The sequence below is a fragment of the Sphingomonas sp. NFR04 genome, from assembly GCF_900114095.1.
In the GTDB taxonomy this organism is placed as follows: Bacteria; Pseudomonadota; Alphaproteobacteria; order Sphingomonadales; family Sphingomonadaceae; genus Sphingomonas.
The window spans coordinates 326,631-352,519 of sequence record NZ_FORV01000003.1 but is presented as its reverse complement, the minus strand read 5'-3'; the positions used below and the strand labels follow the sequence as shown (position 1 = coordinate 352,519).

The 25,889-nt window shown below is 67.6% G+C and carries 21 protein-coding genes; 5 read left to right on the top strand and 16 right to left on the bottom strand.

Going from position 1 to position 25,889, the window contains the following annotated elements; translation table 11 throughout:
- Window positions 1-218 precede the first annotated feature (218 nt).
- The 3 genes from BM009_RS11590 to BM009_RS11580 all read right to left on the bottom strand — a co-directional run bounded on the left by BM009_RS11590 (window position 219) and on the right by BM009_RS11580 (window position 7,339).
- Window positions 219-2,867 (bottom strand): glycoside hydrolase family 3 C-terminal domain-containing protein, encoded by a 2,649-nt coding sequence (locus tag BM009_RS11590; RefSeq protein WP_093296301.1) that lies wholly within the window; start codon window positions 2,865-2,867, stop codon window positions 219-221.
- A gap of 23 nt (window positions 2,868-2,890) precedes the next feature.
- Window positions 2,891-4,432: a tryptophan halogenase family protein gene (locus BM009_RS11585; RefSeq protein WP_093296589.1), complete on the bottom strand. Its 1,542-nt coding sequence runs from the start codon at window positions 4,430-4,432 to the stop codon at window positions 2,891-2,893.
- 69 nt (window positions 4,433-4,501) lie between these two features.
- Window positions 4,502-7,339: a TonB-dependent receptor gene (locus BM009_RS11580; protein ID WP_254772257.1), complete on the bottom strand. Its 2,838-nt coding sequence runs from the start codon at window positions 7,337-7,339 to the stop codon at window positions 4,502-4,504.
- 382 nt (window positions 7,340-7,721) lie between these two features.
- Between BM009_RS11580 and BM009_RS11575 the strand changes: the two genes are divergently transcribed.
- Window positions 7,722-8,399 carry a SapC family protein gene (locus BM009_RS11575; RefSeq protein ID WP_093296300.1) on the top strand — a complete coding sequence of 226 codons (678 nt, stop codon included), beginning with the start codon at window positions 7,722-7,724 and terminating at the stop codon, window positions 8,397-8,399.
- 2 nt (window positions 8,400-8,401) lie between these two features.
- Window positions 8,402-9,394 (top strand): cupin-like domain-containing protein, encoded by a 993-nt coding sequence (locus BM009_RS11570; protein WP_093296299.1) that lies wholly within the window; start codon window positions 8,402-8,404, stop codon window positions 9,392-9,394.
- A gap of 3 nt (window positions 9,395-9,397) precedes the next feature.
- Here the strand turns inward: BM009_RS11570 and upp are convergent, their stop codons facing one another.
- Window positions 9,398-10,054, bottom strand: a complete 657-nt coding sequence (upp, locus tag BM009_RS11565; protein ID WP_093296585.1) for a uracil phosphoribosyltransferase — start codon at window positions 10,052-10,054, stop codon at window positions 9,398-9,400.
- Between the two features lie 55 nt (window positions 10,055-10,109).
- A complete protein-coding gene (locus BM009_RS11560; protein WP_093296297.1) occupies window positions 10,110-12,152 on the bottom strand; it encodes an alpha-L-arabinofuranosidase C-terminal domain-containing protein in 2,043 nt (680 codons plus the stop codon).
- 194 nt (window positions 12,153-12,346) lie between these two features.
- On the opposite strand from BM009_RS11560, the gene BM009_RS11555 reads away from it, so the two are divergent.
- Window positions 12,347-13,414, top strand: a complete 1,068-nt coding sequence (locus BM009_RS11555) for an alpha/beta hydrolase (protein ID WP_093296296.1) — start codon at window positions 12,347-12,349, stop codon at window positions 13,412-13,414.
- A 202-nt stretch (window positions 13,415-13,616) separates the two neighbouring features.
- Here the strand turns inward: BM009_RS11555 and BM009_RS11550 are convergent, their stop codons facing one another.
- The 7 genes from BM009_RS11550 to BM009_RS11520 form a co-directional block, all read right to left on the bottom strand.
- On the bottom strand, window positions 13,617-14,822 hold the full coding sequence (locus tag BM009_RS11550; protein WP_093296295.1) for an FAD-binding domain-containing protein: 1,206 nt from the start codon (window positions 14,820-14,822) through the stop codon (window positions 13,617-13,619).
- 63 nt (window positions 14,823-14,885) lie between these two features.
- Window positions 14,886-15,782, bottom strand: a complete 897-nt coding sequence (locus tag BM009_RS11545) for a ParB/RepB/Spo0J family partition protein (RefSeq protein WP_093296293.1) — start codon at window positions 15,780-15,782, stop codon at window positions 14,886-14,888.
- Window positions 15,779-16,561, bottom strand: a complete 783-nt coding sequence (locus tag BM009_RS11540) for a ParA family protein (protein WP_093296292.1) — start codon at window positions 16,559-16,561, stop codon at window positions 15,779-15,781. The genes BM009_RS11545 and BM009_RS11540 overlap by 4 nt, the downstream gene beginning before the upstream one ends.
- Window positions 16,558-17,181, bottom strand: coding sequence for a 16S rRNA (guanine(527)-N(7))-methyltransferase RsmG (locus BM009_RS11535; protein ID WP_093296290.1), 624 nt, complete (start codon window positions 17,179-17,181; stop codon window positions 16,558-16,560). The genes BM009_RS11540 and BM009_RS11535 overlap by 4 nt, the downstream gene beginning before the upstream one ends.
- Window positions 17,178-19,013, bottom strand: coding sequence for a tRNA uridine-5-carboxymethylaminomethyl(34) synthesis enzyme MnmG (gene mnmG, locus BM009_RS11530; protein WP_093296289.1), 1,836 nt, complete (start codon window positions 19,011-19,013; stop codon window positions 17,178-17,180). The genes BM009_RS11535 and mnmG overlap by 4 nt, the downstream gene beginning before the upstream one ends.
- An 80-nt stretch (window positions 19,014-19,093) precedes the next feature.
- Window positions 19,094-20,377 carry a tRNA uridine-5-carboxymethylaminomethyl(34) synthesis GTPase MnmE gene (mnmE, locus tag BM009_RS11525; RefSeq protein ID WP_093296287.1) on the bottom strand — a complete coding sequence of 428 codons (1,284 nt, stop codon included), beginning with the start codon at window positions 20,375-20,377 and terminating at the stop codon, window positions 19,094-19,096.
- An 11-nt stretch (window positions 20,378-20,388) separates the two neighbouring features.
- The gene (locus BM009_RS11520) at window positions 20,389-20,625 is read right to left on the bottom strand and encodes a DUF6489 family protein (RefSeq protein WP_093296285.1); all 237 of its coding nucleotides are present in this window, start codon (window positions 20,623-20,625) and stop codon (window positions 20,389-20,391) included.
- Window positions 20,626-20,677: 52 nt separating this feature from the next.
- Between BM009_RS11520 and BM009_RS11515 the strand changes: the two genes are divergently transcribed.
- Complete coding sequence (locus BM009_RS11515) at window positions 20,678-21,157, top strand: methylated-DNA--[protein]-cysteine S-methyltransferase (protein WP_093296583.1); 480 nt, start codon at window positions 20,678-20,680, stop codon at window positions 21,155-21,157.
- Window positions 21,154-21,849: a dienelactone hydrolase family protein gene (locus tag BM009_RS11510; RefSeq protein WP_093296283.1), complete on the top strand. Its 696-nt coding sequence runs from the start codon at window positions 21,154-21,156 to the stop codon at window positions 21,847-21,849. Before BM009_RS11515 ends, BM009_RS11510 begins: the two co-directional genes overlap by 4 nt.
- A 117-nt stretch (window positions 21,850-21,966) precedes the next feature.
- Here the strand turns inward: BM009_RS11510 and BM009_RS11505 are convergent, their stop codons facing one another.
- From BM009_RS11505 to hemE, 4 genes are all read right to left on the bottom strand, one after another.
- Entirely contained in the window at window positions 21,967-22,686 is a 720-nt protein-coding gene (locus BM009_RS11505; protein ID WP_093296281.1) for a TerC family protein, read from the bottom strand.
- 136 nt (window positions 22,687-22,822) lie between these two features.
- Window positions 22,823-24,079, bottom strand: a complete 1,257-nt coding sequence (gene rho, locus BM009_RS11500) for a transcription termination factor Rho (RefSeq protein ID WP_064313625.1) — start codon at window positions 24,077-24,079, stop codon at window positions 22,823-22,825.
- A gap of 300 nt (window positions 24,080-24,379) precedes the next feature.
- Window positions 24,380-24,832, bottom strand: a complete 453-nt coding sequence (locus tag BM009_RS11495; RefSeq protein WP_093296279.1) for a CopD family protein — start codon at window positions 24,830-24,832, stop codon at window positions 24,380-24,382.
- Window positions 24,829-25,860: a uroporphyrinogen decarboxylase gene (gene hemE / locus BM009_RS11490; RefSeq protein WP_093296581.1), complete on the bottom strand. Its 1,032-nt coding sequence runs from the start codon at window positions 25,858-25,860 to the stop codon at window positions 24,829-24,831. The genes BM009_RS11495 and hemE overlap by 4 nt, the downstream gene beginning before the upstream one ends.
- Window positions 25,861-25,889: the final 29 nt, after the last annotated feature.

The following is a 25,889-nucleotide window of genomic DNA, read 5'->3' as shown; positions in this document are numbered from 1 at the left end:
CCCCTCATGGTTTGTCCCGGGCTAGCCGAGATGAAGCGGAAATGCACGCAGGGGACTGGCGGATCCCGAAAGCCCGCCGTCATCCCCGCGAAGGCGGGGATCCATTGGCGCTGAAGCCGAGGTTCTTTCCCCCGGCGGCACGGCGAATGGATTCCCGCCTTTGCGGGAATGACGAAGGATAGTGGGCGGTGGCCGTCCGACACCACGCACCCACCCGCTCAATTCGGCAGGTCGATCGGCTTCTCGATCTTGAACTGCATCGAAGCCCCCGCCGCGCCCGTGTCCGGCTGCCCGCCGCCGACCGTGGCGCGATAGGTGCCCGCGAGCACCCGGTGCTGCCCGTCCACCGTCACCGTACTGAGGTCGCGCGGCGAGAGGGTGAAGGTGACCTTCCGCGCCTCCCCAGGCTTCAGCGACACCCGCTGGAAGCCGCGCAGCGCCACCTTGGGCGCGCCGGGATCCTCGGGGAAGTTGAGGTAGAGCTGCGCCACCTCGTCGCCCGCCCTCGCGCCGGTGTTGCGTAGCTCGGCGGTGACGGTCAGCCCCGCCCCGCCCTCGGCCTTCTCCACCACCGGCGCGCCATAGGCGAAGCTGGTGTAGCTGAGGCCATGGCCGAACGGATAGACCGGCGTGCCGGTGAAGTAGCGATAGGTCCGCCCCTGCATGCTGTAGTCGCCGAAGGGCGGCAGGTCCTCGACGCTACGATAGAAGGTCAGCGGCAGGCGGCCCGAGGGGCTGGTCTTGCCCGAGAGGACGTTAGCGATCGCGGTGCCGCCCACCTCGCCCGGATACCAGGCCTCCAGGATCGCGGCGGCGTTGTCCTTTGCCCAGCTCAGGTTGATCGGGCTGCCGTTCATCGCCACCACGACCAGCGGCTTGCCGGTCGCCCTGGCGGCGTCGAGCAGCGCCTGCTGGTCGGGCAGCAGGTCGAGGCTGGTCTTGTCGCCGCCCTTGAAGCCTGGGATCTGCACCGGCGACTCCTCGGCCTCAAGGTCCGAGGTGATGCCCACCACCGCAACCAGCACGTCCGCCTTGGCAGCGGCGGCCTTCATCGCGGCCACCGGATCGGCGCTGATCCGCTTCCACACGAGATCGATGCCCGAAAGCACATGTTCTTCGGTGCGCACCTCGATCGGGTAGCGCTTGCCCTTGACCAGCTGCACCTCGCGCATCGTCGGCAGGCCGCCCCAGCCGGACTTGGTGAGGTCGACGAACGGCTTGCCGTCCAGCAGCATCGCGCCGCCGAAACCGGTCAGGCCCAGCCGATAGGTGCCGGTCTCGGGCGGCACCAGGAAGCCCGTCCAGATCGTGCGGTGATGTTCGGAGACGGTCGGCAAATCGAGGCTGCGCGCCGAGACATCGGCCTCGACCCGGGTCACCACCGGCGTGTCGGCGAACTGCATCTTGGCGACCGCGTCGCGGAACGTGCCGGGCGCGAATTCGGCGGGCGCGGGCGTCACCGGATTGAAGTAGCGCGCGAGCAGGCCCGGCTTGCCGCTGGGCGTGCGCAGTGCCGAACCGGGGACGCGGTCGCCATCGGTCACCGAGGCGCCGAAGGGCGCGTAGGACACGTTCGCGCGCGGGAAGGCGCGGCGCAGGCCCTCCACCACCGAGATCGGCTGGCCCGAAAGCGACGAGGAATAGTTGCCGCGCAGCACCCGCGTCGCGTCGCCCAGCGGGCCGATCACGGCGATGCGGCTGCCGCGCTTCAGGGGCAACAGCCCGTCATTCTTGAGCAGCACCAGGCTCTTCTCGGCCGCATCCAGCGCCAGCGCGCGGTGCGCCGGTGCGCCGACGTCGCCCGGCTTGCCGGTGCTGGTGCGGATCCCCGGCAGGTCGCCGTTGCGCAGCCGCGCGGAGAAAAGCCGCACCAGCGTGCTGTCGATCTCGGCCTGCGTGATCAGCCCCTTGGCGAGCGCATCGCGATAGCGGTCGCCCAGCCCCGCCGTATCGGTGAGCGTCGCGCCGTTGCACTCATTGTCGACCCCCGCGCGGATCGCCGCCGCCACCGCGCTGGGGCCGTCGGGCGCATAATGATGGTTGTCGCTGATGTCCTTCACCGCGTCGCAATCGGAGACGACATAGCCCTTGAAGCCCCAGGCGCCGCGCAGATGCTCCTTGAGCAGTTCGTCGCTGGCGCAGGCGGGCTGGCCGTCGATGCGGTTATAGGCGCACATCACCGATCCCGCCTTGCCCTCGACGATCGCGGCGCGGAATGCCGGCAGATAGGTGTCCTCCAGGTCGTGGCGCGAGACGAAAACATTGGCGGCATGCCGCGTCGATTCCGGGCCGCTATGGACGGCGAAATGCTTGGGCGTGGCGATCACGTTGGGCAGGTCCGGGTTCGGCCCCTGCATGCCCTGGATGAAGGCGACGCCGATCTTCGCGGTGAGGAACGGATCCTCGCCATAGGTCTCCTGCCCCCGCCCCCAGCGCGGATCGCGGAAGATGTTGATGTTGGGCGACCAGGTATCGAGCCCGGTGCCGATCCGGCCCATCCGCCCGGTCTCGCGGGCCAGTGCGTGCAGCCCCTGCACTTCGCTGCTGATCGCGGCGGCGACGTCGTGCACCAGCGGGGCATCGAAGCTGGCGGCGAGGGCCACCGGCTCGGGGAAGTTGGTCGTCGGCAGCGTGCCGAGCGCGCCGTGGAGCGATTCGGTCCACCAATTGTAGCGCGGGATCTGGAGCCGCGGGATCGCCGGCGCGACGTTGAGCAGCTGGCCGAACTTCTCCTCCGGCGTGAGCTGCGCGACGATCGCCGCTGCCGTGGCATCGGCCTCGGCGCGCGGATCGGCCGCGGTCTGGGCGAGCGCGGGCAGCGGCATAAGCGCGGCGGCCAGCAGCGCGGCGCGGATGGTGCGGTTCATGTGGTGTTCCCCTCTGCGGTCCGTCAGACCGGTTGCAGCCCGTGTTCGTGAATCTTGCGGATCAGGTCGCGGTGGCGCGGCAGCCCGGCGCAGAGCCGTTCGGTCTGCGCGGCATTCTCGCGCATCGCCCGTTCGGCGAGCCGCTGGTCGCCGCTCAGCGCTTGCGGCTCCACCTCGCTGCGGAAGCCCATGCCGTACAGGACATATTGGTAGCTGGCGGGCGGGAAGACCTCCTCCACCCGGTCGAACTCGTCATGGAACCAGGGCGGCTGGTAGCGCCACAGGGTGAGCAGTTCCTGGAGGCGCTCGGGGATGGTCTCGGGCAGCAGATTGTCGCGCCAGAAGGCCGTGTCCGTTCGCTTGGTCAGGACATAATGGAGCTTGAGGAAGTCGATGATCCGGCCCCAGCGATAGAGCGTGGTGGCGTTGAAGCGCTTGGCAACGACGTCCATCACCTCGCGCACCGCCGGCATCTGCTCGGCGATCAGCTTGGCGGAAAGCTCGATCAGCACGATCGCCGAGGCTTCGAGCGGCTCGAGGAACCCGGCGGCGAGGCCGACCGCGACGACATTGTTCTTCCAGAAGATCTCGCGGTGGCCGGAGCGGATCGGGATGCGGCGCACCGGCACGTCTGCGCCGGCCGGGCCCAGATAGGCGCGCAAGGTGGCCTCGGCCTGGTCGTCGCTGGTGTGGCGGGTGGAATAGACATAGCCGGTGCCCCGCCGGGTCGGCAGGCCGATGTCCCAGATCCAGCCGGCATCCTGCGCCGTCGACAGCGTGTGGGTGGCGATCGGCGCATTCTCTTCCGGATAGGGGACCTGCGCGGCGAGCGCGGCGTCGCAGAACAGCACGTCGCCGCAATCCTTGAACTTCACCCCCATCGTCTCGCCGAGCAGCAGCGAGCGGAAGCCGGTGCAGTCGACGAACAGATCGCCTTCGATCCGCCCGGCCTGTTCGGTGTTGATCGCGGCCACGTCGCCATTCTCGGCCCGCTCGACCGCGCGGACATCGGCGAGGACGTGGCGGACGCCAAGCTTGGTGGTGCAGTGGCGCGTCAGGAAGGGCGCGAACTTGCCGGCGTCTAGGTGATAGGCATAGTTGGCCTGCCCGTCATATTCGGGCGTGGCGATGGTCTTGGGGGCGAGCCCGGCATCGCAGATCCGGCCTTGCGGGGTGACCGTGTCGCAGAAGCTGCGGCCCTTGGCGTCCGTGATCCAGTGCGGCACCAGGCTCAGCTGGTGAAAGCCCTGGGGCAGCATCAGCGGGTGGTAATAGGCGTCGTCCTCGGCGCCGGTGGTCCAGCGGGCGAACAACGCGCCCTGCTTGAAGGCGGCATCGCATTCGCGGAAGAAATCGGTCTCGGAGACGCCGATCTTGGCGAGCGTCGTCCGGAGCGTCGGCCAGGTGCCCTCGCCCACCCCGATGATCGGCGTGCCCGGCGATTCGACCAGGGTGACGGTGAAGCCGCCGGGCATCCGGCTCTGGTGGCGTGCGGCGATCACCCCCGCGGTGAGCCAACCGGCGGTGCCGCCGCCGACAATGACGATGTTCTGAACCCGTTTCACGCGCGCCGACCCGTGGAAAAAGAAGGGGATGCCGGACGATACCGACATCCCCAGTCGTGGAAAGAGACTTCAGAAGCGATAGCGCACGCCCGCCGTGAAGCGCCGGCCATAGGCGAACACGTCGAGCAGCTGGTTCGAGAAGCGGCCATGGGTGCTCTGCACCTCGTCGGTGATGTTGAGCGCTTCGCCGAAGATGTTGATCGCCTCGGTGATCTGATAGCTCGCGCTCAGATCGATCTGCAGGCTGGAGTTGACGAAGGTCGGCTCGGCACCGAACGAGCCGGTGTTCTGCGCCTGGCCGAACTGGAGCAGATATTTGTCGCGCCAGTTGGCCGCCGCGCGGAATTCGATGCCGTGCTTGTCGTAGAAGCCGACGAAGTTGGCCGAATTGGCGAGGCCGGTCACTGCGAAGCCGCTCTGGCTGATGTCGCTCGGGTCATAGGGCCGGTTGGTTTCGACGAAGGTGGCATTGGCGATGAAGCCGAAGCCGCTGTTGCCGAAGGTATTCTGCCAGGCCAGCTCGACGCCCTTCACCGTCGCCTTGGGGCCATTGACCCGCTGCGACACCGCAAACTGCGCCGCGGTGCCGGTCGACGGATCGACCACGCCGTTGATCGACTGGCGCTGCACGCCCTGGACGATGAAGTTGCGCACATCCTTCAGGAAGAAGTTCACCGCGGCGTACGAATTCCGCTGGTAATACCATTCCAGCGCCGCGTCGAAATTGTCCGCCAGATAGGGCTGCAGCGTGGGGTTGCCGCCGTCCGCGGTCAGCGCGCCGATCCGCTGGCCGACACCGATGTTGAGCGCCGGGGTCAGCAGGTTGAGCGTCGGCCGGGTCAGCGTGCGCGAGGCATCGAGGCGCAGGTGCAGCGCATCGGTGAGCTCGAGCTTCAGGTCCATGGATGGCAGCAGGTAGGAATAGTTCGACTTGGTGGTGATCGCCTGCTGGTTGCCGAAATTGACCGTCAGCAGCGTCGGGTCGGTGGTGCTCGGCGTGATCGAGGTCGGCAGGCGGCCGATGCCGGTGGAGGAGACATGGGTCACTTCCTCGCGCACGCCGGCGTTGAAGAAGAAGGGCATGCCGGCGATTTCGCTCTTGAAGTTCGCCGAGACGTAGAGCGCCCAGGTCTGCTCGCCGATGTCGCGCGTGCTGCCGACATCGTCCGCCACGGCGAACTGGCCGTTGAAGCCGGTGCAGCAGCCGGTGTTGTAGCCCGGGATGGTCTTGGTCTGCGGATTGCCCAGGCCGGTCAGATAGTTCTGGAAGTCCTGCGCACGGAAGTCGAGCAGCACCGGCGGCAGCGCGCCGGTATAGCCCGGCAGGAAGTTGGCCGTGCTGACGGTGCCCTTGAACAGGCTCGCCGGCAGCGCGACGCCGCCCGTGGTCCCCGACGCCGGGCCATAGCCCGAATAGGCCTGCCAATAATTGTTGGCGAAGGTGTTCGCGCTGCGGAACCGGAACTTGTCGTCGAGATAGGAGCCGCCGAAGCGCAGCGTGAGGTCATCCTGCTGCCATTTGAGCCCAAGCCGGGCCTGCTTGATTTCGTCGGTGTTCTTGTTGGCGATGTTGACGGTGACGTGGCTGCCGATCGAAGCCAGGTCGGCCCAGCGGCTGGCCGTGCCGTTGACGCCGTAATCGTGCAGGACCGGGATCACGTCCTTGCTGTCGCCGTTGACCGCGATGCCGATCGACGGCCCGATGCCGAAGCCATAGCCGACGTCCGCGCCCTTGGAGCTGATCCGCCCGTCCGGGTTCAGCCAGCTCTTCGACCAGCTGCCATCGGCCTCGACCTGCAGATGCTCGGTCGCGTCCCATTTGACGTTGAGGCCGGTCTGGTTGGTGCGGCGCAGGTTGCTGTCGGTGCCGGCGGTGAAGTCGGTCTGCGAGCCGGCCTGGGTGAAGTCGGTGGTCGTGCCGTTCTTGTCGAGCTTGACGTTGCGCAGGCTGCCCTGGTTGAACCAGATGCCGAAGCCGAAATTATCGGTGTTGACCCGCTGGTCCGAATAATTGTCGTCCAGCGTCACCAGCACGCCGTCGGCCGGCTTCCATTGCAGCGCGATCCGCCCGTCGATGCGCTCGTCGCGGGTATAGTTCTGGGTGGCGCCGAACTGCTGCTCGAACCAGCCGACCACGGTCTGGCGGTTGCTTTCCTGCGCATAGGCCGCGGCCTTGGGATCGCTGGTCGGGCTGCAGCTCGTCGCGGTGCTGCCGGCGAGCTGGCACGGCGCATAGCGGCCGCCCGGCCAGCCATGGACGAACACGTTGTTGGTCTGGGTATCGTGGCGCGTGTAGATCGCGTTGGCGAGGATGCCGAAGGTGTCGTCGGCGAAGGTCTTGCTGATCAGCACGCCGCCGGTCGGCACCACCTTGCCCGCATCGTCCTGGATCGAGCCCGAGGCCGATACCGCGAGGTGGAAGCCGGGCCGGTCGAACGGCTTGGGATAGGACACGTTGATCGTCGCGCCGATCGAGCTCGACGACAGCGACACGTCGGGCGTCTTGAGCACGGTCAGGCCGCCGACAAAGTCCGAGCCCACGGTCGAGAAGTCGATCGAGCGGCCGCCGGTCGCGGTCGAGAGGCGCCGGCCGTCGACCAGCGTCTCGTTGAAGTCGCCGCCGAAGCCGCGCACGGTGACGCCATTGGGTTCGCCACGCGGCCCGTCACGCTGAATCGAGATGCCGGGCAGGCGCTGCAGCGAGGCCGCGACGTTCGAATCGGGGAACTTGCCGATATCCTCCGACGAGATCTGTTCGATCACGCCCGAGGCATTCCGTTTCGCGTCCAGATTGCGCTGCAGCGAACCGCGAATACCGGTGACGATGATCTCTTCGTCCTGCGCCTGGCTCGTCGACGGCGCCGTCGTCTGCGCCTGTGCCGGTGCGACCAGGCTCAGCGCCATCATGCTCGTGGCCCCCGCCAGTACATGGCGCGCAAGACGAGCGCGCCGCTGCGATGAACCCATTCCGACGATCTTCGGCATGTGCATACCCCCTCCGTGTTTATTGTTGGGATCGATACAGACCCGCACGCGCTACACCGCAGTGCAACGCGACATTTCCTCGGAGAATAGGCACAAGCCTTCGCACCCGCACAAATAGCGGCACAACATCCTCCCCGATTCATTCTTCTTCTGCGAATCTGTAATGAACTGTAGCCGTTGGCGTTAGCGCTATCAACAGGTTTTTGTCGGGGTATTCTTGCCCTTTAGTCAGGCCATTGGCGCCGGCCCCGTGAGCCGATATGCAGAACGAGGCGCACGACGCGCCGTGATGGAGAGGACAGGAATGGCTGAAGGCGTGACGTTGCTCGATTCGGTGGAGCACCGCGATCTGCGGGTCCGTCCCGCTGCCGGCCCCCTTCCCTATTTCGTACCGGTCGTGGCGTCCGAATTTGCCGCCGCCGCCGCCGCCTGCCCGGTGCTGCTCACCAAGGACGCCGAGACCGGGCGCTTCTATGTCGGCGCAATGCTGGGCTTCCAGCCGGGGGAATCGCTGGTCGAGCTGCGCGCCGGCGAGGGTTTCTGGCCGCTCCATGTCGAGCGCCAGGGCTTCTTCATCGCCGGCGACTCGATTGCGATCGACCCGACGGACACCCGATTCGGCGGGCAGGAGGGCGAGCCGCTGTTCGGCGACGACGGGGCCCCCGCGCCGGCCTTGCGCGGCATCCAGCAGACGCTGGTCCAACTGCACCGCGGCGTCGAGGCTACCCAGGCCTTTGTTGACGCGCTGCTTGCCCACAAGCTGCTCGAGCCGATCGACGTGACGCTGCGCTTCGACGACGGCACGTCGCTCGATCTCACGGGACTCTACACGGTGAGCCTCGATTCACTTCATGCGCTCGACGATGCGGCGGTGCTCACGCTGTTCCGCGCAGGGCATCTTCAGCTCGCCTATGCCGTCGCAGGGTCGCTGCGGCAGATCGCGGTGCTGGCCGCACGCCGCAACCGCAGGCTCGCGGCCTGAAGATGCTGCGCGAGGTCGCCGCTGACGTCGTTCCGGCAGACTTCGCCGAAGCACGCCGCGACTGCGTGCCCATCGTGCTGCGAGGTGCGGCGGCAGACCTTCCGGTGACCCAGGCGGCGGCAAGCATGGAAGACCTGTGCGCCTATCTGCGCGGCTTCGACAGCGGACGCACGGCGCAGGCATTTGTCGGCGATCCGGCGATCGGCGGACGCTATGCCTATGGCGACCGGCCGGACGGCTTCAACTTCGCGCGCGAGACGCTCGACCTGGACACCGCCCTCGCCCGCATCGCGCGCGCGGCGGCCGAGCCCGACCAGCCCAGCGTCTATTGCGGCTCGCTCCCCGCCGAGGATCACCTGCCCGGCTTTGCCGAGGCCAATCCCCTGCCGCTGGTGCCGCCCGGCGTGCTGCCGCGACTATGGATCGGCAATGCCTCGACGGTCGCCTGCCATTATGATCGCTTCGACAATCTCGCCTGCGTGATCGCGGGCGAGCGCCGCTTCACGCTCTATCCGCCCGATGCGATCGGTGATCTCTATATCGGCCCGATCGACCACACGATGGCGGGCCAGCCGGTGAGCCTCGCCGCCACCGCCGACCCGCAGGACCCCCGCTACCCCCGTTTCGCCGCCGCCCGGGCGCGGGCGCTGACGGTGACGCTCCTTCCCGGCGATGCGCTCTATCTGCCCAAGCTCTGGTGGCACCAGGTCGAGGCGACCGCGCCGTTCAACCTGCTGATGAACTATTGGTGGGACGATTTCGCCAGCGGCCCCGATTCCCCCTACACCGCGCTGCTACTGGCGATGACGACGCTGGCCGAGCGCCCCCCGGCCGAGCGGGCGGCATGGCGCGCCTTTTTCGACCATTATGCCTTTCGGCCCGACGGCCACCCGCTCGCGCATCTCCCGCCCGAGCGCCACGGCATCCTCGCCGACAGCCGCGAGAATCGCGGGCGGATCCGCGCCTTCGTGATGCAGCTGCTGCGCGGCGGCTGACGCTCAGCTGTGTTCGGTGCCGAAGGCGCGGTCGCCCGCGTCGCCGAGGCCCGGCACGATATAGCTGTGCGCGTTGAGCTCGGCGTCGAGCCCCGCCGTCCAGATCGCGACATCGGGATGCGCCGCCCGTACCGCTTCCACGCCGGGGCGCGCGGCGAGCAGGCAGACGAAGCGCAGGTCGCGCGCACCCGCCGCCTTGAGCCGATCGAGTGCCGCGACCGCGCTGTTGCCGGTCGCCAGCATCGGATCGACCATCAGCACCGGCCGCGATGCGATATCGGCAGGCGCCTTGAAATAATATTCGATCGCCTCGAGTGTCTGCGGATCGCGATAGAGGCCGAGATGCGCCACCGCCGCCTCGGGCAGCAGATCGAGCAACCCCTCGGCCATGGCGAGGCCGGCGCGCAGCACCGGCACCACCACAGGGGGCGCACAGCCCAGCACCGGCGATTCCATCGCCGCCACCGGCGTCTCGATCGCCAGCGGCGTCAGCGGCAGGTCGGCCAGCGCCGCCGCACCCAGCAAGGTCGCTACCGCGCGCAATTCGGCGCGGAATCGCTCGGGCGGCGTGGTCCGGTCGCGCAGCCGGGTGAGGCGGTGCTGGACCAGCGGGTGGGCGACGATCGTCAGCCCCTCGATCGCGATATCGGGTTCGGCCATGGCCGGCGTGGTGCGCGATGCACCGCCGGCATGCAAGCCGGCGGTGCCTGGGGGATCAGCGGACGATCGGGAATTCGTACACCGCGGTCGCGGTCGCGGGCACGGTGAGCGAACGGCCCAGCGCCGGCACCCGCGCCTCGCCGATGGTCACGCCGGGCACGGCGCCCACCTTGTTCTCCGCCGCGAGCGACGCGCCGCTGAGCAGCCAGCGCCGCCCCGCACCGCGCGTGCGCACCCCCTGCAGCGCGATCGCCACGGTCTGCGGCTTCACCGTGGCATTGACGATGGCGATCTTGAGCGTCCGCCCATCGGCGCTCCGCGCGGCGATCATGTCGAGCGGCCAGGTCGCGCTGCCCGCCTTCACCTGCGGGTGGCTGTAGCCGACCACATATTTGGGGCCGGGCTGCGGCGCATTGCCGTCGAGCGCGATCGGCACCGTGCCCGCGCCGAAATGCGCGCCGTATAGCTTGAACACCATGCCGGTGGCGTTGAGCGTCGCGGCAGTGGGCGTGATGTCCATCGTCGAAGCGCCGGTGGTGAAGGCGCTCATCGTCAGGAAATCGGTGTGGCGCAGCATCTCCTGGAGCACCATGGAGTAGGCGAGCGCATTCTTGAGCGTCGGCGGGCTGAAATAGGCATATTCGTCGATCGACAGGAAGATCTTGTCCCGGCGGAGCGCCGGGAAGCGCTGCTCGTAGATCTTCCACTCCTCGGCCTTCATCCGCACCTGGTTGGAGGGCGAGCGGACATATTCGAGCAGCTCGGCATCGGCGGGCGCGTCGGGGCGCTGCTCGGCACGATCGTACCAATGCTCGCTCACCCCGGCGAAATTGCCCCAGGCCTGGGCGAACAGCCCGCCGGTCCAATCCTCGTCGGTGCCGAACTTGTGTTGGATGCTGGCGAGCGTCGGGTTCTCCTTGGTGCCCTTGGGATGCATCTGGTCGGGCATCGCGCCCGATCCGATCAGCACGATGCCCGGATCCTTGGCGCGCATTGCCCGGGCGAATTCGTTGTGCTTGATCATGAAATAGTCGAGCGTGGTGCGGCCGATCTGCCACCAGCCATAGGGCTCGTTGCCGATGTTCCAGAAGCGCACGCCGTAGGGCTCTGGATGGCCGTTGGCGGCGCGCTTGGCGCCCCATGCGCTGGTCGCCGGGCCGTTGAGATACTCGACCTCCTCGGCCGCCGAGTTGGCATCGCCCAGCCCCGCATTGACCGTGACATAGGGCTCGACGCCGACCAGCCTGGCCAGCGTCATCCACTCGTCCATGCCCTGGTCGTTGGTCTGCATCGCGCTCCAGGCATGGTCGAACATCGGCGGGCGCCGGTCGCGCGGGCCGATCGCTTCGTGCCAGTCCCAGTCGGAGAGGAAGTTGCCGCCGGGGAGCCGCCAGAAGCCCGAGTTGAGCGTCCGGGCGAGCGCGGTGGTGTCCGCCCGCCAGCCGTCGATATTGTCGTCGGGCATCAGCGAGGCGGCGGCGACGTTGAAACGGCCGGTGCCGATACCGGTGATCTCGAAGCGGGCATCGGCGCTGTCGGCCTGCGGGGTGAAGGCGAAGGTGACGCGCTGCCAACCCGCGGCCGGGGTGGGCAGCGCCACGGTCTGGCCGTCGCCGCTCCCCTGCCCCCAGGCTAGCCGCACCTGCACCCGCGCGCCCGCATCGCCGCGCAGCCATAGCGAACCGACATAGCGCTCGCCCTTTGCGACGCCGATGCCGTCCTGCGCGAGGCCCCGCGGGGTCGTCGCATCCAGCGCGACGCTGGGGCTCTGCGTGCCGACATAGGGGTCGTGCGGGTCCATGGTGACGGCGTCGTCGCCGCCGATCGGGCGCCATTTGCGATAGGCGACCCCGGGCCGCCCCTCGGCATTGGGCGGTGGCGGCACGTCGCGCACGGCGGGCACGACGGGATAGTAGAATTTGCGGTCGTCGAGCATCTCCGCCCACAGTGTCCTCGCGACCAGGCCGCCGATCGGCTCGATGAACATGCCATATTCGTATTGGGTGACGGGTGCCGAGGCGCGGCCCGCATCGATCGTCGCCTGCAGGCCCTGTGCTTCCGCCGGCGAAATGGTGCACGCGAACAACAAGGCAGACATGCCAGTGCGCAACCGTGCCATACCCCTCTCCCTCTTTTTATTTACTCCGAGCTGTTGTATCCGAAGATAGATGTTAACGCTACCGTATATCGGGGTGTTGGCGGCTTTACTTGGTAAAGCGTGCAGCTTCGCGGCGGCGGAACTGCGCCGACAAGAATAGACGGCCTAAGCGGCCGTGCATGGGAGAGAGAGCGATGGGCAGATATTTGGCGATGCGCGCGGCACTGCTGGCAGGCCTGTGGATGGCACCCGCTTCGGCACAGGTGCAGACGCAGATCCCACCGGTGGTGGCGGGCGCCCCTGCGGTGACGGTGCAGCGGATCAAGGTCCATTCGCCCGCGATCGAAGGCAATCTGGAAGGCGAGAGCGCCGATCGCGACGTAATCGTGGTGCTGCCGCCCGACTATGCCAAGGCACCGCGTAAGCGCTACCCGGTCGTCTACGCGCTCCACGGCTATTCGATCGGTGCCGAGCAATGGATCAAGGAGATCCATGTTCCCCAAGTCGTCGAGGGCGCCTATACGCTGGGTGCGAAGCCGGTGATCCTGGTGCTGCCGGACAGCAAGACGCTGCACAATGGCTCCATGTACTCGAGCTCGCCGACCACGGGCGATTTCGAGCGCTTCGTCGCGCATGACCTCGTCGCCTATATCGATGCGCATTACCGCACGGTCGCCACGCGCGAGAGCCGCGGTCTGGTCGGCCATTCGATGGGTGGCTATGGCGCGAGCCGCATCGGGATGAAGCATGCCGATGTGTTCGGCGCGGTCTATATGATGAGCCCCTGCTGCCTCTCGGCGCGCGACGCGAGCCTGCTCGACGCCAATGGGCTCGCACAGATCGCCGCGATCAAGACCCGCGAGGACGCGACCAAGCTCTCTTGGGGCCTGCGCGCAACGCTGGCCGCGGCGGCGGCCTGGTCACCCGACCCCAAGGCGCCGCCGCTCTATCTCGACCTGCCGATCGAGGACGGCAAGCAACGGCCCGAGGTGCTGGCGAAATGGGCGGCGAATGCCCCGCTCGCGTTCGTCGACCAATATATCGGCGAGCTGCGCCGCTACCGGGCGATCGCGATCGACGTCGGCGACAAGGACGGCCTACGCGGCGATGCGCAGACGTTGCACGAGACGCTGGACCGCTACGGCGTGCCCAACAGCTTCACCCTCTATCCCGGCGACCACACCAGCGCGGTGGCCGACCGGTTCCAGAATTACGTCCTGCCCTTCTTCAGCAAGAACCTGGTCTTCCCGAACCAGCGCTGAGGCCGTTTTGGGGGCGACGCGAGCCGATGGCGGATCGCGTCGCGCGCCGCGTCATGCCAGGTCGGCCGCAGCGCTTCGGAGCCATGACCCCGCCATTGGTCGTCGTGCAGCTGCTCGATCATGCCTCACCCTTCGTACCGCGCCAACGCTGCGGTGCGTCAAAGTGTTCATCATTTCTTTACCATGATCCAGCAGTTCTTGATTACGCGCGCAATGGCGCCAGCTCGGCGGCGTCGAGCAGCGCGGGAATGTGCTGGGCCAGGGCAAAATAGCCCTTCCGGCAATATGGCCATGCACGCTCGTCCCAGGCGCGGCGATGTTCGGCGATGCGGACCTCTGTGCCCTCGCGCTGCGCGGCCAGCGACTCCGCGACCGGCCCGACAGGGGCGTACCCGGTCACGATCTGCGCAACGCCGTCTTGCTGCGCGACCGCGAGCGCGGCTTTCATGTCATCTACCCAAAGCGCTGGTGCGCGCCAGTGGCCGGACGCGCGCTGCAAGCCATCCGCGACGGCGGCAAGGTCCGCCGCACCACTGCAATGTGCGCGGCATGCCACCACGCGCCGGACGTCCAGCGCTTGTAGATCCATCTCGGTCTCCAGCGACAGATCCTCCGGGGTCAGCAGCAGCAGCGCCGGCGCCTGCGGATCCGGGGGCGTCGGCATCCGGATGCGACAAAGGTCCGGGCTTGGTGTTTCACGTGGAACGTCGGCGGTGATCGCAAGACCCTTGGGATCGAAGCGCCCACCGGTCTGCGCCTTTATCCGCTCGGCGTCCGCAAGATACGCCTTCCCCTGCGTATGCAAGCCGGCCACCCAGCGCCACGACAGCGTGTTCGAAGCCGGGTCCGCATCGACGAAGTGGTGAAAGGTGAAGGCTGCGCCGAGCTGCCAGGGAAGTCGAAGCGTGAAGATCCAGATCGAGGCAAACTGCATCCGCGCCCAATTGTGCAGATAGCCGGTCTCGCGCAGTTCGCGGAGCCATGCGTCGAACGCATCGATCCCGGTCCGCCCTTCGATCGCCGCAGCATAGCCCTCCGGCAACCCCTGCTTGGTCAGCCGCGCACAGTCGGCGCGCCAGTCGTGCCAGATCGAGGGACGCTGCTCGAGCCAGCCTTTCCAATAGGTGCGCCAGAGCAGCTCTGCGACGAACTTGGCAGCCGCTCCGGCACCATGCATGCGCACCACCGCTTCGGCAACCTCCGCCTCGCTGATCAGCCGCCGCCGCAACGCGGCCGAGAGCCGCGATACCGCATGGTGCTGCCCCTGCCCCCGCTCCTCATTGCGATGCCGGGCATAATCCGAACCCGCGTGGGGCAAGAAGGCAGCCAGCCGTCCCAGCGCTGCGCTGCGCGAGAGCGGGAAGTCGAAGGAAAGGATCGGCCCACGGCCCGACGCGGATAGCAGCATGACGACAAGGCTGCCACGCTGCTTGCGAAGCTCAAACCTGCCAGAAAGGGCAGCAGAACCCGATCAGATACGTTCGCCGCTGAGCCGCTGGCACACCATGTCGAGCTGGTCGAGGGTCGAATAGCCCACCGTCAGCGTGCCACCTTTCTCGGCATGCGCGATGCGCACGTTGAGACCGAGCACGTCGCCCAGATGCCGCTCGAGCGCGGCAATATCGGGATCGCCCTCGCTGCGGCTGTCGCTCGCCTTGCGCTTCGGCGCCGGCTTGGCGGTGCGCGCCAGCTTCTCGGTGTCGCGCACCGACAGTCCCTTGGCGACGACTTCGCGCGCCAGCTTCTCGGGATCGGGCGCACCGATCAGCGCACGGGCATGGCCCATCTCCAGCGAGCGATCGACCACCATCTCGCGCACCGGCACCGGCAGATCGAGCAGGCGCAGCAGATTGGCGATGTGGCTGCGCGACTTGTGGACGATCTTGCCCAGCGCTTCCTGGGTATGGCCGAATTCGCGGATCAGCCGGGCATAGCCCTCGGCCTCTTCGATCGCGTTGAGGTCCTGGCGCTGGATATTCTCGATCAGCGCGATTTCGAGCGTCTCGGCGTCGCTCAGCTCGCGGACGATCACCGGCACCTCGTGGAGCCGCGCCCGCTGCGCCGCGCGCCAGCGGCGCTCGCCGGCGACGATCTGGAAGCTCTGGCCGTGCGGCCGCACGAAGATCGGCTGGATCAGCCCGCGGGTGCGGATCGACTCCGCCAGCGTGTCCAGCGCCTCCTCGTCGAAATGGCGGCGCGGCTGGTTGGGATCGGCCACCAGCGAGCTGATCGGCAGCATCCGCACGCCCGAGCTGCTCGTCGGATTGCCCTTGATCGGCTCTTCGGGAATGCTGTCGCCCAGCAAGGCGGAAAGCCCGCGGCCGAGACCGGGGCGAGGCTTGCGGGCGGCGGCGGGAGATTCGGTCATGCGGCTTTCTGCAATTTGGGAAGGCGGTCGATCACTTCGCGAGCGAGCGCGATATAGGCTTCGGAGCCGGCACAGCGATGATCGTAGATCAGCGCGGGAACGCCATGGCTCGGTGCTTCGGACAGGCGGACGTTGCGCGGAATGACCGTGTCGAACACCACCCTGCCCAGCACCGCGCGGACATCGTCCGAGACCTGGTCGGTAAGGCGATTGCGGCGGTCATACATGGTCAGCGCGACGCCAAGGATCGACAGGCCCGGGTTGAACCGGCTGCGGATCCGCTCGACGGTGTTGAGCAGCTGGCTCAGCCCCTCCAGCGCGAAGAACTCGCACTGCAGCGGCACCAGCAGCGCATGCGCCGCGACCATCGCATTGACGGTCAGCAGTCCCAACGACGGCGGGCAGTCGACCAGGATCACGTCCCAGCGCTCGGCCCGATGGCGCTTGATCGCGGCATCGAGGCGGTGGGTACGCGCATCGAACTCGATCAGCTCGATCTCGGCGCCCGACAGATCCTGCGTCGCCGGCACCACATCGAGGCCGGGGACGGTGGTAGGCACTGCCACGTCCTCCAGATCGGCGTCGGAAACGAGCAGGTCGTAGCTCGAATGCTCGCGATCCCCGCGGCCGATGCCGAGCCCGGTCGAGGCGTTGCCCTGCGGGTCGAAATCGATCAGCAGCACCCGCTTGCCGGTGGCGGCGAGGGCAGTGCCGACATTGATGGCGGTCGTGGTCTTGCCCACCCCACCCTTCTGATTGGCGATCGTGATGGTGATCATCTGGCGCCTATCTGTGTTGCGACCACGATGCCGGAGTCCGGCTGCGTGATGCTGGGTTCCACGTGAAACCGACCTTGCCATTTCGCGCGCGCGGCATCCACCTCCGATTGCGCACCCCGCCCCTTGGGCAGCAACCAGACTGTGGACGAATCGGTGCAGTGGACTGTGGATAACATCAGCGCCGATAGTTCGGCGACCGCTCGCGCGGAGACAATGGCCGCAGGTTGATCGGGTCGATAGGACTCGACCTTGCTGCCGATAACCGTCACCCGGTCGCCGATTCCGAGCTTGTCGGCGGCATCGCGTAGGAACTGGACGCGCTTGGTGCGGGGCTCCACGAGCACCACAGGGCGATCGGTAAGCAGCGCCGCCACGATTCCGGGAAGTCCGGCGCCGCTGCCGACATCTACCCAAGCCCCTTCCCCGGCCATCCCCGCCAGCGGCACGAGCTGGGCAGAGTCGGTGAGATGGCGGCCCCACAGGCTGTCCAGGGTCGAGCGGGCGATCAGGTTCTGGTGCTCGGCCTCGGCGACAAGGATATCGCCGAACCTGGCAAGCAGTGTTTCACGTGAAACACCGAAGCGGTCCCGCACCCAGGTCTTGGCGTCGTCTTCGGTCATGCCACGGCCTTTCGCGCGTGCAACAATATGGCGGAAAGAGCGGCGGGCGTGATGCCACGAATGCGCGCTGCCGCACCCAGCGTCTCGGGCGCGGCGACGGTCAGGCGCTCCACCATTTCGTTCGAGAGGCCGGGGATCGCGGCATACTCCATGTCGACCCGCAGCCGCACAGCATCATTGGCACGCAGCTGCGCGACTTCGGCATCTTGCCTTTCGAGATAGGGTGCATAGCGCGCGTCCTCGACATATTCGGCGAGCAACGCCGCATCGGTCTCAGGCGCTGCATCCAGCACATGCTCGAGCGCGACACCCGGGAAGCGCAGCCACTCGCGCGCCGGTCGCTTCGCCCCATCCTGCGCCACCGGCGCCCCGCGGGTGGCAAGCTGATGCGCGGTACGCTCGACGGCGAAGATCACGTCGAGCTTCTCCCTGCCTTCCCGGCTCCGGTCGAGCCGCGCCTGGCGTTCCGAACCGAGCAGCCCCAGCCCTTCGCCGATCGGACCCAGCCGCGTCTCGGCATTGTCGGCACGCAGGCGCAGGCGGAACTCGGCGCGGGCGGTGAGCATGCGATAGGGCTCGGTCACGCCCTGCAGCACCAGATCGTCGATCATTACGCCGAGATAAGAGGTCGCACGATCGAGCACCAAGGGCGCGATGCCTAGCGCCAGTGCCGCCGCATTGGCACCGGCGGCAAGCCCCTGCCCGCCCGCCTCTTCATAGCCCGTCGTGCCATTGATCTGGCCGGCGAAGAACAGCCCCGGAATCTGCGGCAGCGCCAGGGTCGATTCCAGCGCGCGCGGATCGATATAGTCATACTCCACCGCGTAGCCGGGCACGGTGATGACGGCCTGCTCCAGCCCCGGGATCGAGGCGATCATCGCCGCCTGCACGTCGACCGGCAGCGAGGTCGAAAGCCCGTTGGGGTAGATCCAGTGATGGGCGAGCGCCTCGGGCTCCAGGAACACCTGGTGGCCGTCGCGATCGCCGAAGCGATGCACCTTGTCCTCGATCGACGGGCAGTAGCGCGGGCCCTGCGCTTCGATCGCGCCGGTGAACAGCGGCGAGCGATCGAGCCCGCTGCGGATCGCATCGTGCGTCGCCTGCGTCGTGCGAGTGACGGCGCAGTGGAGCTGCGGCAGCGGCCGGGCTGTGTTGATCGGCGACATCGTCCAGGGCTCGGCGTCCGAGGCCTGCTCCTCGGTGCGCGCCCAGTCGATCGTGCGACCGTCGAGCCGCGGCGGGGTGCCGGTCTTGAGCCGCCCCATCGGTAGCGCCAGTTCGCGCAGCTGCGCGGCGAGGCGAAGCGCCGACGCCTCCCCTACCCGGCCGCCGTCGAACCGCTCCTCGCCGCGGAACAACCGGCCACCGAGGAAGGTACCAGTGGCGAGCACGACGGCGGGCGCGGCCAGGCTGGTGCCGTCGCGAAGCTGCACGCCTGCGATCCGTCCGCCTTCAAGCACCAGCGCTTCCGCCTCGCCTTCCACGAGGGTCAGATGGGCCTGCGCCTGCAGCATTGCCTGAATCGCGGCAGCATAGCGCGTGCGGTCCGCCTGGACGCGCGGGCCCTGTACGGCAGTGCCCTTGGAGCGATTGAGCATGCGATAATGGATGCCGGCAGCGTCCGCGGCGCGCGCCATCAGCCCGTCGAGCGCGTCGATCTCGCGGACGAGATGGCCCTTGCCGAGCCCGCCGATCGCGGGGTTGCACGACATCGCGCCGAGCTTTGCCAGATCGAAGCTGAGCAGCGCGGTGCGAGCACCGCGGCGCGCGGCCGCAGCCGCTGCCTCGGTACCGGCATGGCCGCCGCCGATCACGATCACGTCGAATTGCATGGAATCGCTAAACGCCTTCGGCACGCGCTTGTCCAGAGGGCTGCGGTGGAACGCCCCGTCCGTGTTCCACGTGGAACAGTTTATTTACCGATGCAGAACTTCCCGAACAGCGCATCGAGCACGTCCTCGACGCCGGCCCGCCCGGTGATCGCATCCAGCGCGCGGCGGGCGGCGCGGAGCTCCTCGGCAAAGAGCAGCGGATCGGCGAGCTGTGATGCGCGGGCCAACGCATCGGCGGCGGCGATGCACCAGCCGCGCTGCCGGGCATTGAGCGCGACGAGGTCGGGCGGCGGCAGCAGGTCGGATGCGACCTCCGCCATGCGCTGCCATAGCGCATCGACACCCCTGCCCTCGCGCACCGAGACGACCAGCTGATCGGGCTGCGCCATCGAACGGCCCTCGGCATCGGCGCGGGCATGGACCCACAAAGCGCAGGCGTGCGGCGGTGGGGGATCGTCACCCAGCCACAGCAGCAGATCGGCTTCGGCCAGCGCATCGCGGGCGCGTGCCACGCCGACGGCTTCGATGGGGTCGTCGGTTTTCTCCGCAAGCCCGGCGGTGTCGATCAGCAGCCAGGCAATGCCTTCGCGGACCACCGGCACCTCGATGCGATCGCGCGTGGTCCCGGCGATAGGCGAGACGATCGCGGCGTCGCGCTCGGCAAGGGCGTTGAACAGCGTCGACTTGCCGGCATTGGGCGGGCCGCCCAGCGCCACCCGCACGCCGTCGCGCAGCCGCTCCACCGGCGGCCGTGCGGCCACGGCGGCGATGTCCGCGCGCAAGGCAGCCGCGCCCGACCGCAACCCCGGCAGCGGATCGGCACCGGCGACATCATCCTCATCGCCATGATCGAGCTCGGCCTCGATGCGGGCGGCGAGGCCGAGCAGCCGGTTCGTCCAGTCCTCGGCATGGCGCCGCACCGCCCCACCCGCGCTGCGGATCGCGGCGCGGCGCTGCGCCTCGGTCTCCGCCATCAGCAGGTCGCCCAGGCCCTCGGCCTCGCTCAGGTCCAGCCGGCCGTGGAGCAGCGCCCGCCGGGTGAACTCCCCTGCCTCCGCTGCGCGAAGTTCGGGAAGTTTCGCCAGCGCCGCTTCGACGGCACGCACCACCGCGCGGCCGCCATGCAGGTGCAATTCGGCAAGATCCTCGCCGGTCGCCGATCGCGGCCCCGGAAAGCACAGCACCAGCGCCTGGTCGAGCGGCTCGCCCGCCCCGTCGCGCAAGGTGCGCAGTGCAGCACGCCGCGCGGGCGGCGCATCGCCGGCCAGCTGTTGCACCGCAGCAAAAGCGTGCGCGCCACTGATGCGCAGCACCGCGATCGCCGCGGGCGGTGCCCCGCTCGAAACCGCGAAGATCGTGTCCATGCGGGCGGTCGTCAGCTCCCGGGCTTCTTGGTCGCGGCGTCGAACAGCCCGCGCCAGAAGTTCATCCCCGCCTCGCCCATCGGCGCCCAGCTGCGCATCATCTGCTCGAAGCCTTCGGGCGTGCCGTGATTCTCGATCGCCTGCACCATCAGCTTCACATAGCGATCATGGACGGGGGTCAGGTCGGGCAGTCCCATGGCGCGGCGCGCTTCTTCCGGCGTGCACTCGACTTCGACGTTGATCTTCATGTGATCCCTTCCGCGCTTGAGCGCATCCCCGGCCGCCTGCTAGGCCATGGCCATGTATGCGCGCGACCATGCCCTGATCGCAACGCCCATCGGCCCGATCCGGATCGAAGGCAAGGAGGGGTATCTGGAGCGGATCACCATCGGCGCCGAAGGCGCGCCTGCTCGCGGCAGCGGGGCGGCCGTCCGGACAGCCGCCGATCAGCTCGAACAATGGTTCGCCGGCGAGCGGCGGGACTTCGATGTAGCGCTGTCGCCCCCGTCGACGCCGCGCGGTGCAAGCCTGCGCGACGGGCTGATTGCGGTGCCGTTCGGGCGGACCATCAGCTATGGCGAACTTTCGCGCGCATTGGGTTCAAGCGCCCGCGCGATCGGCCAGCTATGTGCACGAAACCCGTTCCCGCTCGTTGTGCCCTGCCACCGCGTGTTGAACCAGGGCGGCGGGCTCGGCGCCTATTCGGCCGGGCAAGGGCCGACCACCAAATCCTGGCTGCTCGCTCATGAGCGGCGCTTAACCGGAGACTATCTGCTATGAGCACCCTGACGATCGACGCGCTGGACGAGAGCGGCAGCTTCTCCGCCTATGTCGCGCGCCCCGAAGGCACACCGCGCGCCGCGATTATCGTGATCCAGGAAATCTTCGGCGTGAACGATGGCATCCGCCAGAAGTGCGAGGACTTCGCACGAGAGGGCTATCTCGCGCTCGCGCCCGACCTGTTCTGGCGGCTGAAGCCCGGCATCGAACTCGACGCCGACGTGCCCGAAGAGATGCAGCAGGCGTTCGACCTGTTCGGCAAGTTCGACCAGGACAAAGGCATCGCCGACATCGAATCGACCATCCAGGTGGCGCGCGCCGAACTGGGCGGCGGCAAGGTGGGCGCAGTGGGCTTCTGCCTGGGCGGCCGTCTGGCCTATATGACCGCCACACGAACCGACATCGATGCGAGCGTCGGCTATTATGCCGTCGGGATCGACGGGCTCCTCGGCGAGAAGCATGCCATCGCCAAGCCGCTGATGCTGCATATCCCCGTGGCCGACCATTTCGTCTCGCCCGACGTGCAGGCGAAGATGCACGAGGGTCTGGACGATCACCCCAAGGTCACCCTGTACGACTATCCCGGCGAGGACCACGGCTTTGCCGCCGAACTCGGCAAGCGCCGTTCGGAAGAGGCCGCGCAGCTCGCGGACAAGCGTACCGCGGACTTCTTCGCCGTAAACCTCGGCTGAGAGCAGATCACCCTCACCCTTCCCACCGCCTTCGGCGGCGGGCCCCTTCCCTCTCCCGATGGGAGAGGGAGGAGCGGCGAAGCCTCAGAAGGGTGAGGGTAGACTGTTGTCGAGGGCTCAAAAAAGGCTGGTGATGCCCGCCGTGCCGGGCGTGCCCACCCAGCCCTCATAGATCATCTTGAACGCCACGAAGACGATCACCGCCAGGCCGAAATAGGCGATCCAGCGGTGCTTATCGATCAGCTTGGCGATCAGGTTCGCTGCGAGCCCCATCAGCGCGACCGACAGCAGCAGACCGACCACCAGAATGCCCGGATGCTCGCGCGCCGCGCCGGCGACCGCCAGGACGTTGTCGAGACTCATCGAGACGTCGGCAACCGCAACCGCCCAGGCAGCACCCGCAAAGCTGCGCGCGGCGCGCACGCCCGAGCGCTCGTCGCCCTCGATCTCTTCCGAGCCTCCGCTCTCGCCGCCATGACGAATCTCGCGCCAGAACTTCCAGCTGACCCAGAGCAGCAGCAGGCCGCCCGCGAAGATCAGCCCAACGATCCCCATCAGCCAGCTGACCACCAGCGCGAAGGCGATCCGCAGGATCAGCGCCGCGCCGATGCCGATCAGGATCACCTTCTTGCGCTGGTCCGCCGGCAGTCCCGCCGCCAGCGCACCGACGACGATCGCGTTGTCGCCCGCCAGCACCAGGTCGATCATCAGCACCGATCCGAATGCGGCCAATGCCGCCGGATCGCCGAGATTGGAGAAATCGGCGACGATATGCTGCCAGATGTCGAGCGGCGAGCCGATACCGCCTGCCGCGGCGCTGAGAAGAAGATCGATCATGCCAAAACCCTAGCGCCCCCATCGGCGCACGCAACGCCTACGCATGCCCGCCGCGACGCGTTCCCTGCAGCCATACGCAAAAAGGCCGGGCACCCCGGCCCGGCCTTTCCCAAATCACAAGCGCGACGGCCCCGCGTTACTGGTTCATGCTGTCGAAGAAGTCTTCGTTGGTCTTCGAATCCTTCATCTTGTCGAGCAGGAATTCCATCGCGTCGATGGTGCCCATCTGCATCAGGATGCGGCGCAGGACCCACATCTTGGTGAGCTTGGCCTTTTCGACCAGCAGCTCTTCCTTGCGGGTGCCCGACTTGCCGACGTCCAGCGCAGGGAAGATGCGCTTGTCCGCCACCTTGCGGTCGAGGACGATTTCCGAGTTGCCGGTGCCCTTGAACTCTTCGAAGATCACTTCGTCCATGCGGCTGCCGGTATCGATCAGCGCGGTGGCGATGATCGAGAGCGAGCCGCCTTCCTCGATGTTGCGCGCGGCACCGAAGAAGCGCTTCGGGCGCTGCAGGGCGTTGGCGTCGACACCGCCGGTCAGCACCTTGCCCGAGCTCGGCACCACGGTGTTGTAGGCGCGGCCGAGGCGGGTAATCGAGTCGAGCAGGATCACCACGTCCTTCTTGTGCTCGACCAGGCGCTTGGCCTTTTCGATAACCATTTCAGCGACTTGCACGTGGCGCGTCGCCGGCTCATCGAAGGTCGAGCTGATCACTTCGCCCTTCACCGAACGCTGCATGTCGGTGACTTCTTCCGGGCGCTCGTCGATGAGCAGCACGATCAGGAAGACTTCGGGATGGTTGTCGGTGATCGCCTTGGCGATGTTCTGCAGCAGCACCGTCTTGCCGACGCGCGGCGGGGCGACGATCAGCGCGCGCTGGCCCTTGCCCTGCGGCGCGACGATGTCGATCACGCGAGCCGACTTGTCCTTGACCGTCGGGTCGAGCGTGTCGAGGCGCAGCTTCTGCTCGGGATAGAGCGGAGTGAGGTTGTCGAAGTTGACGCGGTGGCGGACCGCGTCCGGATCATCGAAATTGACCTTCACCAGCTTGGTGAGCGCGAAATAGCGCTCGCCATCCTTGGGGCCGCGGATCTCGCCTTCCACCGTGTCGCCGGTGCGCAGGCCGAACTTCCGGACCTGGTTGGGGCTGACATAGATGTCGTCGGGGCCGGCGAGATAGTTGGCCTCTGGCGAGCGGAGGAAGCCGAAGCCGTCGGGCAGCACTTCGATCGTGCCTTCGCCCATGATCTGGTCGCCCTGCTCGGCCTGGGCCTTGAGGATGGCGAAGAGCAGGTCCTGCTTGCGCAGCGTCGACGCGCTCTCGACGCCCAGTGCCTCGGCCATGGTGACCAGCTCGGCGGGGGCGGTTTTCTTGAGGTCCTTGAGATGCATGTAAGGTCCGGAAATTCTAAGGGGGAGAGCGTCGATCGGCGATAGGCACGCGCAGGATTCGATGCTTGAAGGAAGGATGCACCGAGGCCCGGTACACGGCTATAAAATTAGGTAGCCGATCCCCCCAAGTCAACTGCGATTCGGCGCAGATTTTCGGGTACTGATCTTGGAAACGATGCCCTCAATCGTCATCCCGGCGGAAGCCGGGATCCAGACGCCACGCCGCCAAGGCAGGAACCGGGACGTTGAAGTCAATGGATCCCGGCTTCCGCCGGGATGACGGCCGCATGTTGGTCAGCGTCAGAAGGGCTTTACCTCGGCGAGGATGACGATGAAGACCAGCGCCAGCGCCGGGACTTCGTTGAGGAAGCGCAGCGTGCGGGTGGCAATCGGCGCCTCGCCGCGGCCAAGCTTCTTGCCATAGGCAACCGCCCAGCCATGATAGCCGCTGAGCAGCACGACGAGCAGCAGCTTGGCATGCAGCCAGCCGATTCCCGCCTCCCCGTCGAACAGCCCGATATTGGCGGAGAGCGCCAGCCCCAGCGCCCAGACGATCAGCATCGAGGGGGTGAGGATCATCCGCTTCAGAAGCGCCTCGCGCTTTGCCCAGGCCGCCGCCTCGGAGGTGCCGAGCGCTTCCTGGTGGTGGATCAGGTAGCGCGGGAACAGGAACAGCCCCGCCATCCAGAATATCACGAAGATGACGTGGAACGCCTTCACCCAGAGATAGGCACTGCCGAGCCAGCCGATCATGAAGCCGTTCCCCGCACACGGGCCAGCAGCTGCTCGACATGCGCGATCGGCGTGTCGGGCAGGATGCCGTGGCCCAGGTTGAACACATGTGGCCGCGCCGGGAAGGCGGCGAGGATCCGGTCGATCGCGCTGTCCAGCACGTCGCCGCCGGCGATCAGCGCCAGCGGATCGAGATTGCCCTGCACCGGCAGCCCTTCGGGCAGCACCGCGTTCGCCCATTCGGGGTCGACCGTTTCATCCAACCCGATCGCATCGACGCCGGTTTCGCGGGCATAGGCGGCGAGCTTGCCCCCTGCCCCTTTCGGGAATCCAATCACGGGCACCAGATCCCGAACTGCCGCCGCGATCCGGGCGTTAGGGGCGATCACCCAGCGTTCGAACTGGGCGGGGCTGAGGCTGCCGGCCCAGCTGTCGAACAGCTGCACTGCCTCGACCCCCGCTTCGGCCTGGGCGCGCAGATAGGCGATCGTCTGGTCCGCGATGCGATCGACCAGCGCCTGCATCAGGCCTTCGTCGCGATAGGCGAGGCGGCGCGCCTCGGCCTGCTCGCGGCTGCCTTGCCCCGCGATCATGTAGGTCGCCACGGTCCAGGGAGAGCCCGCAAAGCCCAGGAAGGTGGTCGAAGGGTCCAGGGCCGCCTTCACCCGCCGAATCGTGCCGTAGATGGGCTCCAGGACGCTGGAATCGGCATCGAAGCCATCGAGCACGTCCCGCGCGGTCACCGTTGGGGCGAGTCTGGGGCCTTCGCCGGTCTCGAACCAGAGCTGCTGGCCTAGCGCCATCGGCACCACCAGGATGTCCGAGAACAGGATCGCCCCGTCCATGCCGAAGCGGCGGATCGGTTGCAGCGTGACCTCGGCCGCCGCGTCGGAATCCATGGCGAGCGCGAGGAAGCCGCCCTTCTCGGCACGGAGCGCGCGATATTCGGGCAGGTATCGGCCGGCCTGGCGCATGAGCCAGACGGGCGGAACGGGCTGGCGAGTCCCTTGCAGGGTCGCGAGCAGCGGCTTGGAAGCGCGAAGGGTCAGAGCCGGGGTCCCACTACTAGAAGATTCGA

Coding starts and splice junctions, on each gene's coding strand:
- BM009_RS11590 (WP_093296301.1), bottom strand. CDS start 2,867: ATGAACCGCACCATCCGCGCCGCGCTGCTGGCCGCCGCGCTTATGCCG.
- BM009_RS11580 (WP_254772257.1), bottom strand. CDS start 7,339: ATGATGGCGCTGAGCCTGGTCGCACCGGCACAGGCGCAGACGACGGCG.
- BM009_RS11505 (WP_093296281.1), bottom strand. CDS start 22,686: ATGATCGATCTTCTTCTCAGCGCCGCGGCAGGCGGTATCGGCTCGCCG.
- mnmE (WP_093296287.1), bottom strand. CDS start 20,377: ATGGACACGATCTTCGCGGTTTCGAGCGGGGCACCGCCCGCGGCGATC.
- BM009_RS11495 (WP_093296279.1), bottom strand. CDS start 24,832: ATGATCGGCTGGCTCGGCAGTGCCTATCTCTGGGTGAAGGCGTTCCAC.
- BM009_RS11570 (WP_093296299.1), top strand. CDS start 8,402: ATGCTGCGCGAGGTCGCCGCTGACGTCGTTCCGGCAGACTTCGCCGAA.
- BM009_RS11520 (WP_093296285.1), bottom strand. CDS start 20,625: ATGAAGATCAACGTCGAAGTCGAGTGCACGCCGGAAGAAGCGCGCCGC.
- BM009_RS11550 (WP_093296295.1), bottom strand. CDS start 14,822: ATGCTGCTATCCGCGTCGGGCCGTGGGCCGATCCTTTCCTTCGACTTC.
- rho (WP_064313625.1), bottom strand. CDS start 24,079: ATGCATCTCAAGGACCTCAAGAAAACCGCCCCCGCCGAGCTGGTCACC.
- BM009_RS11515 (WP_093296583.1), top strand. CDS start 20,678: ATGTATGCGCGCGACCATGCCCTGATCGCAACGCCCATCGGCCCGATC.
- BM009_RS11545 (WP_093296293.1), bottom strand. CDS start 15,782: ATGACCGAATCTCCCGCCGCCGCCCGCAAGCCTCGCCCCGGTCTCGGC.
- upp (WP_093296585.1), bottom strand. CDS start 10,054: ATGGCCGAACCCGATATCGCGATCGAGGGGCTGACGATCGTCGCCCAC.
- BM009_RS11540 (WP_093296292.1), bottom strand. CDS start 16,561: ATGATCACCATCACGATCGCCAATCAGAAGGGTGGGGTGGGCAAGACC.
- BM009_RS11510 (WP_093296283.1), top strand. CDS start 21,154: ATGAGCACCCTGACGATCGACGCGCTGGACGAGAGCGGCAGCTTCTCC.
- mnmG (WP_093296289.1), bottom strand. CDS start 19,013: ATGCAATTCGACGTGATCGTGATCGGCGGCGGCCATGCCGGTACCGAG.
- BM009_RS11575 (WP_093296300.1), top strand. CDS start 7,722: ATGGCTGAAGGCGTGACGTTGCTCGATTCGGTGGAGCACCGCGATCTG.
- BM009_RS11535 (WP_093296290.1), bottom strand. CDS start 17,181: ATGACCGAAGACGACGCCAAGACCTGGGTGCGGGACCGCTTCGGTGTT.
- BM009_RS11555 (WP_093296296.1), top strand. CDS start 12,347: ATGGGCAGATATTTGGCGATGCGCGCGGCACTGCTGGCAGGCCTGTGG.
- BM009_RS11560 (WP_093296297.1), bottom strand. CDS start 12,152: ATGTCTGCCTTGTTGTTCGCGTGCACCATTTCGCCGGCGGAAGCACAG.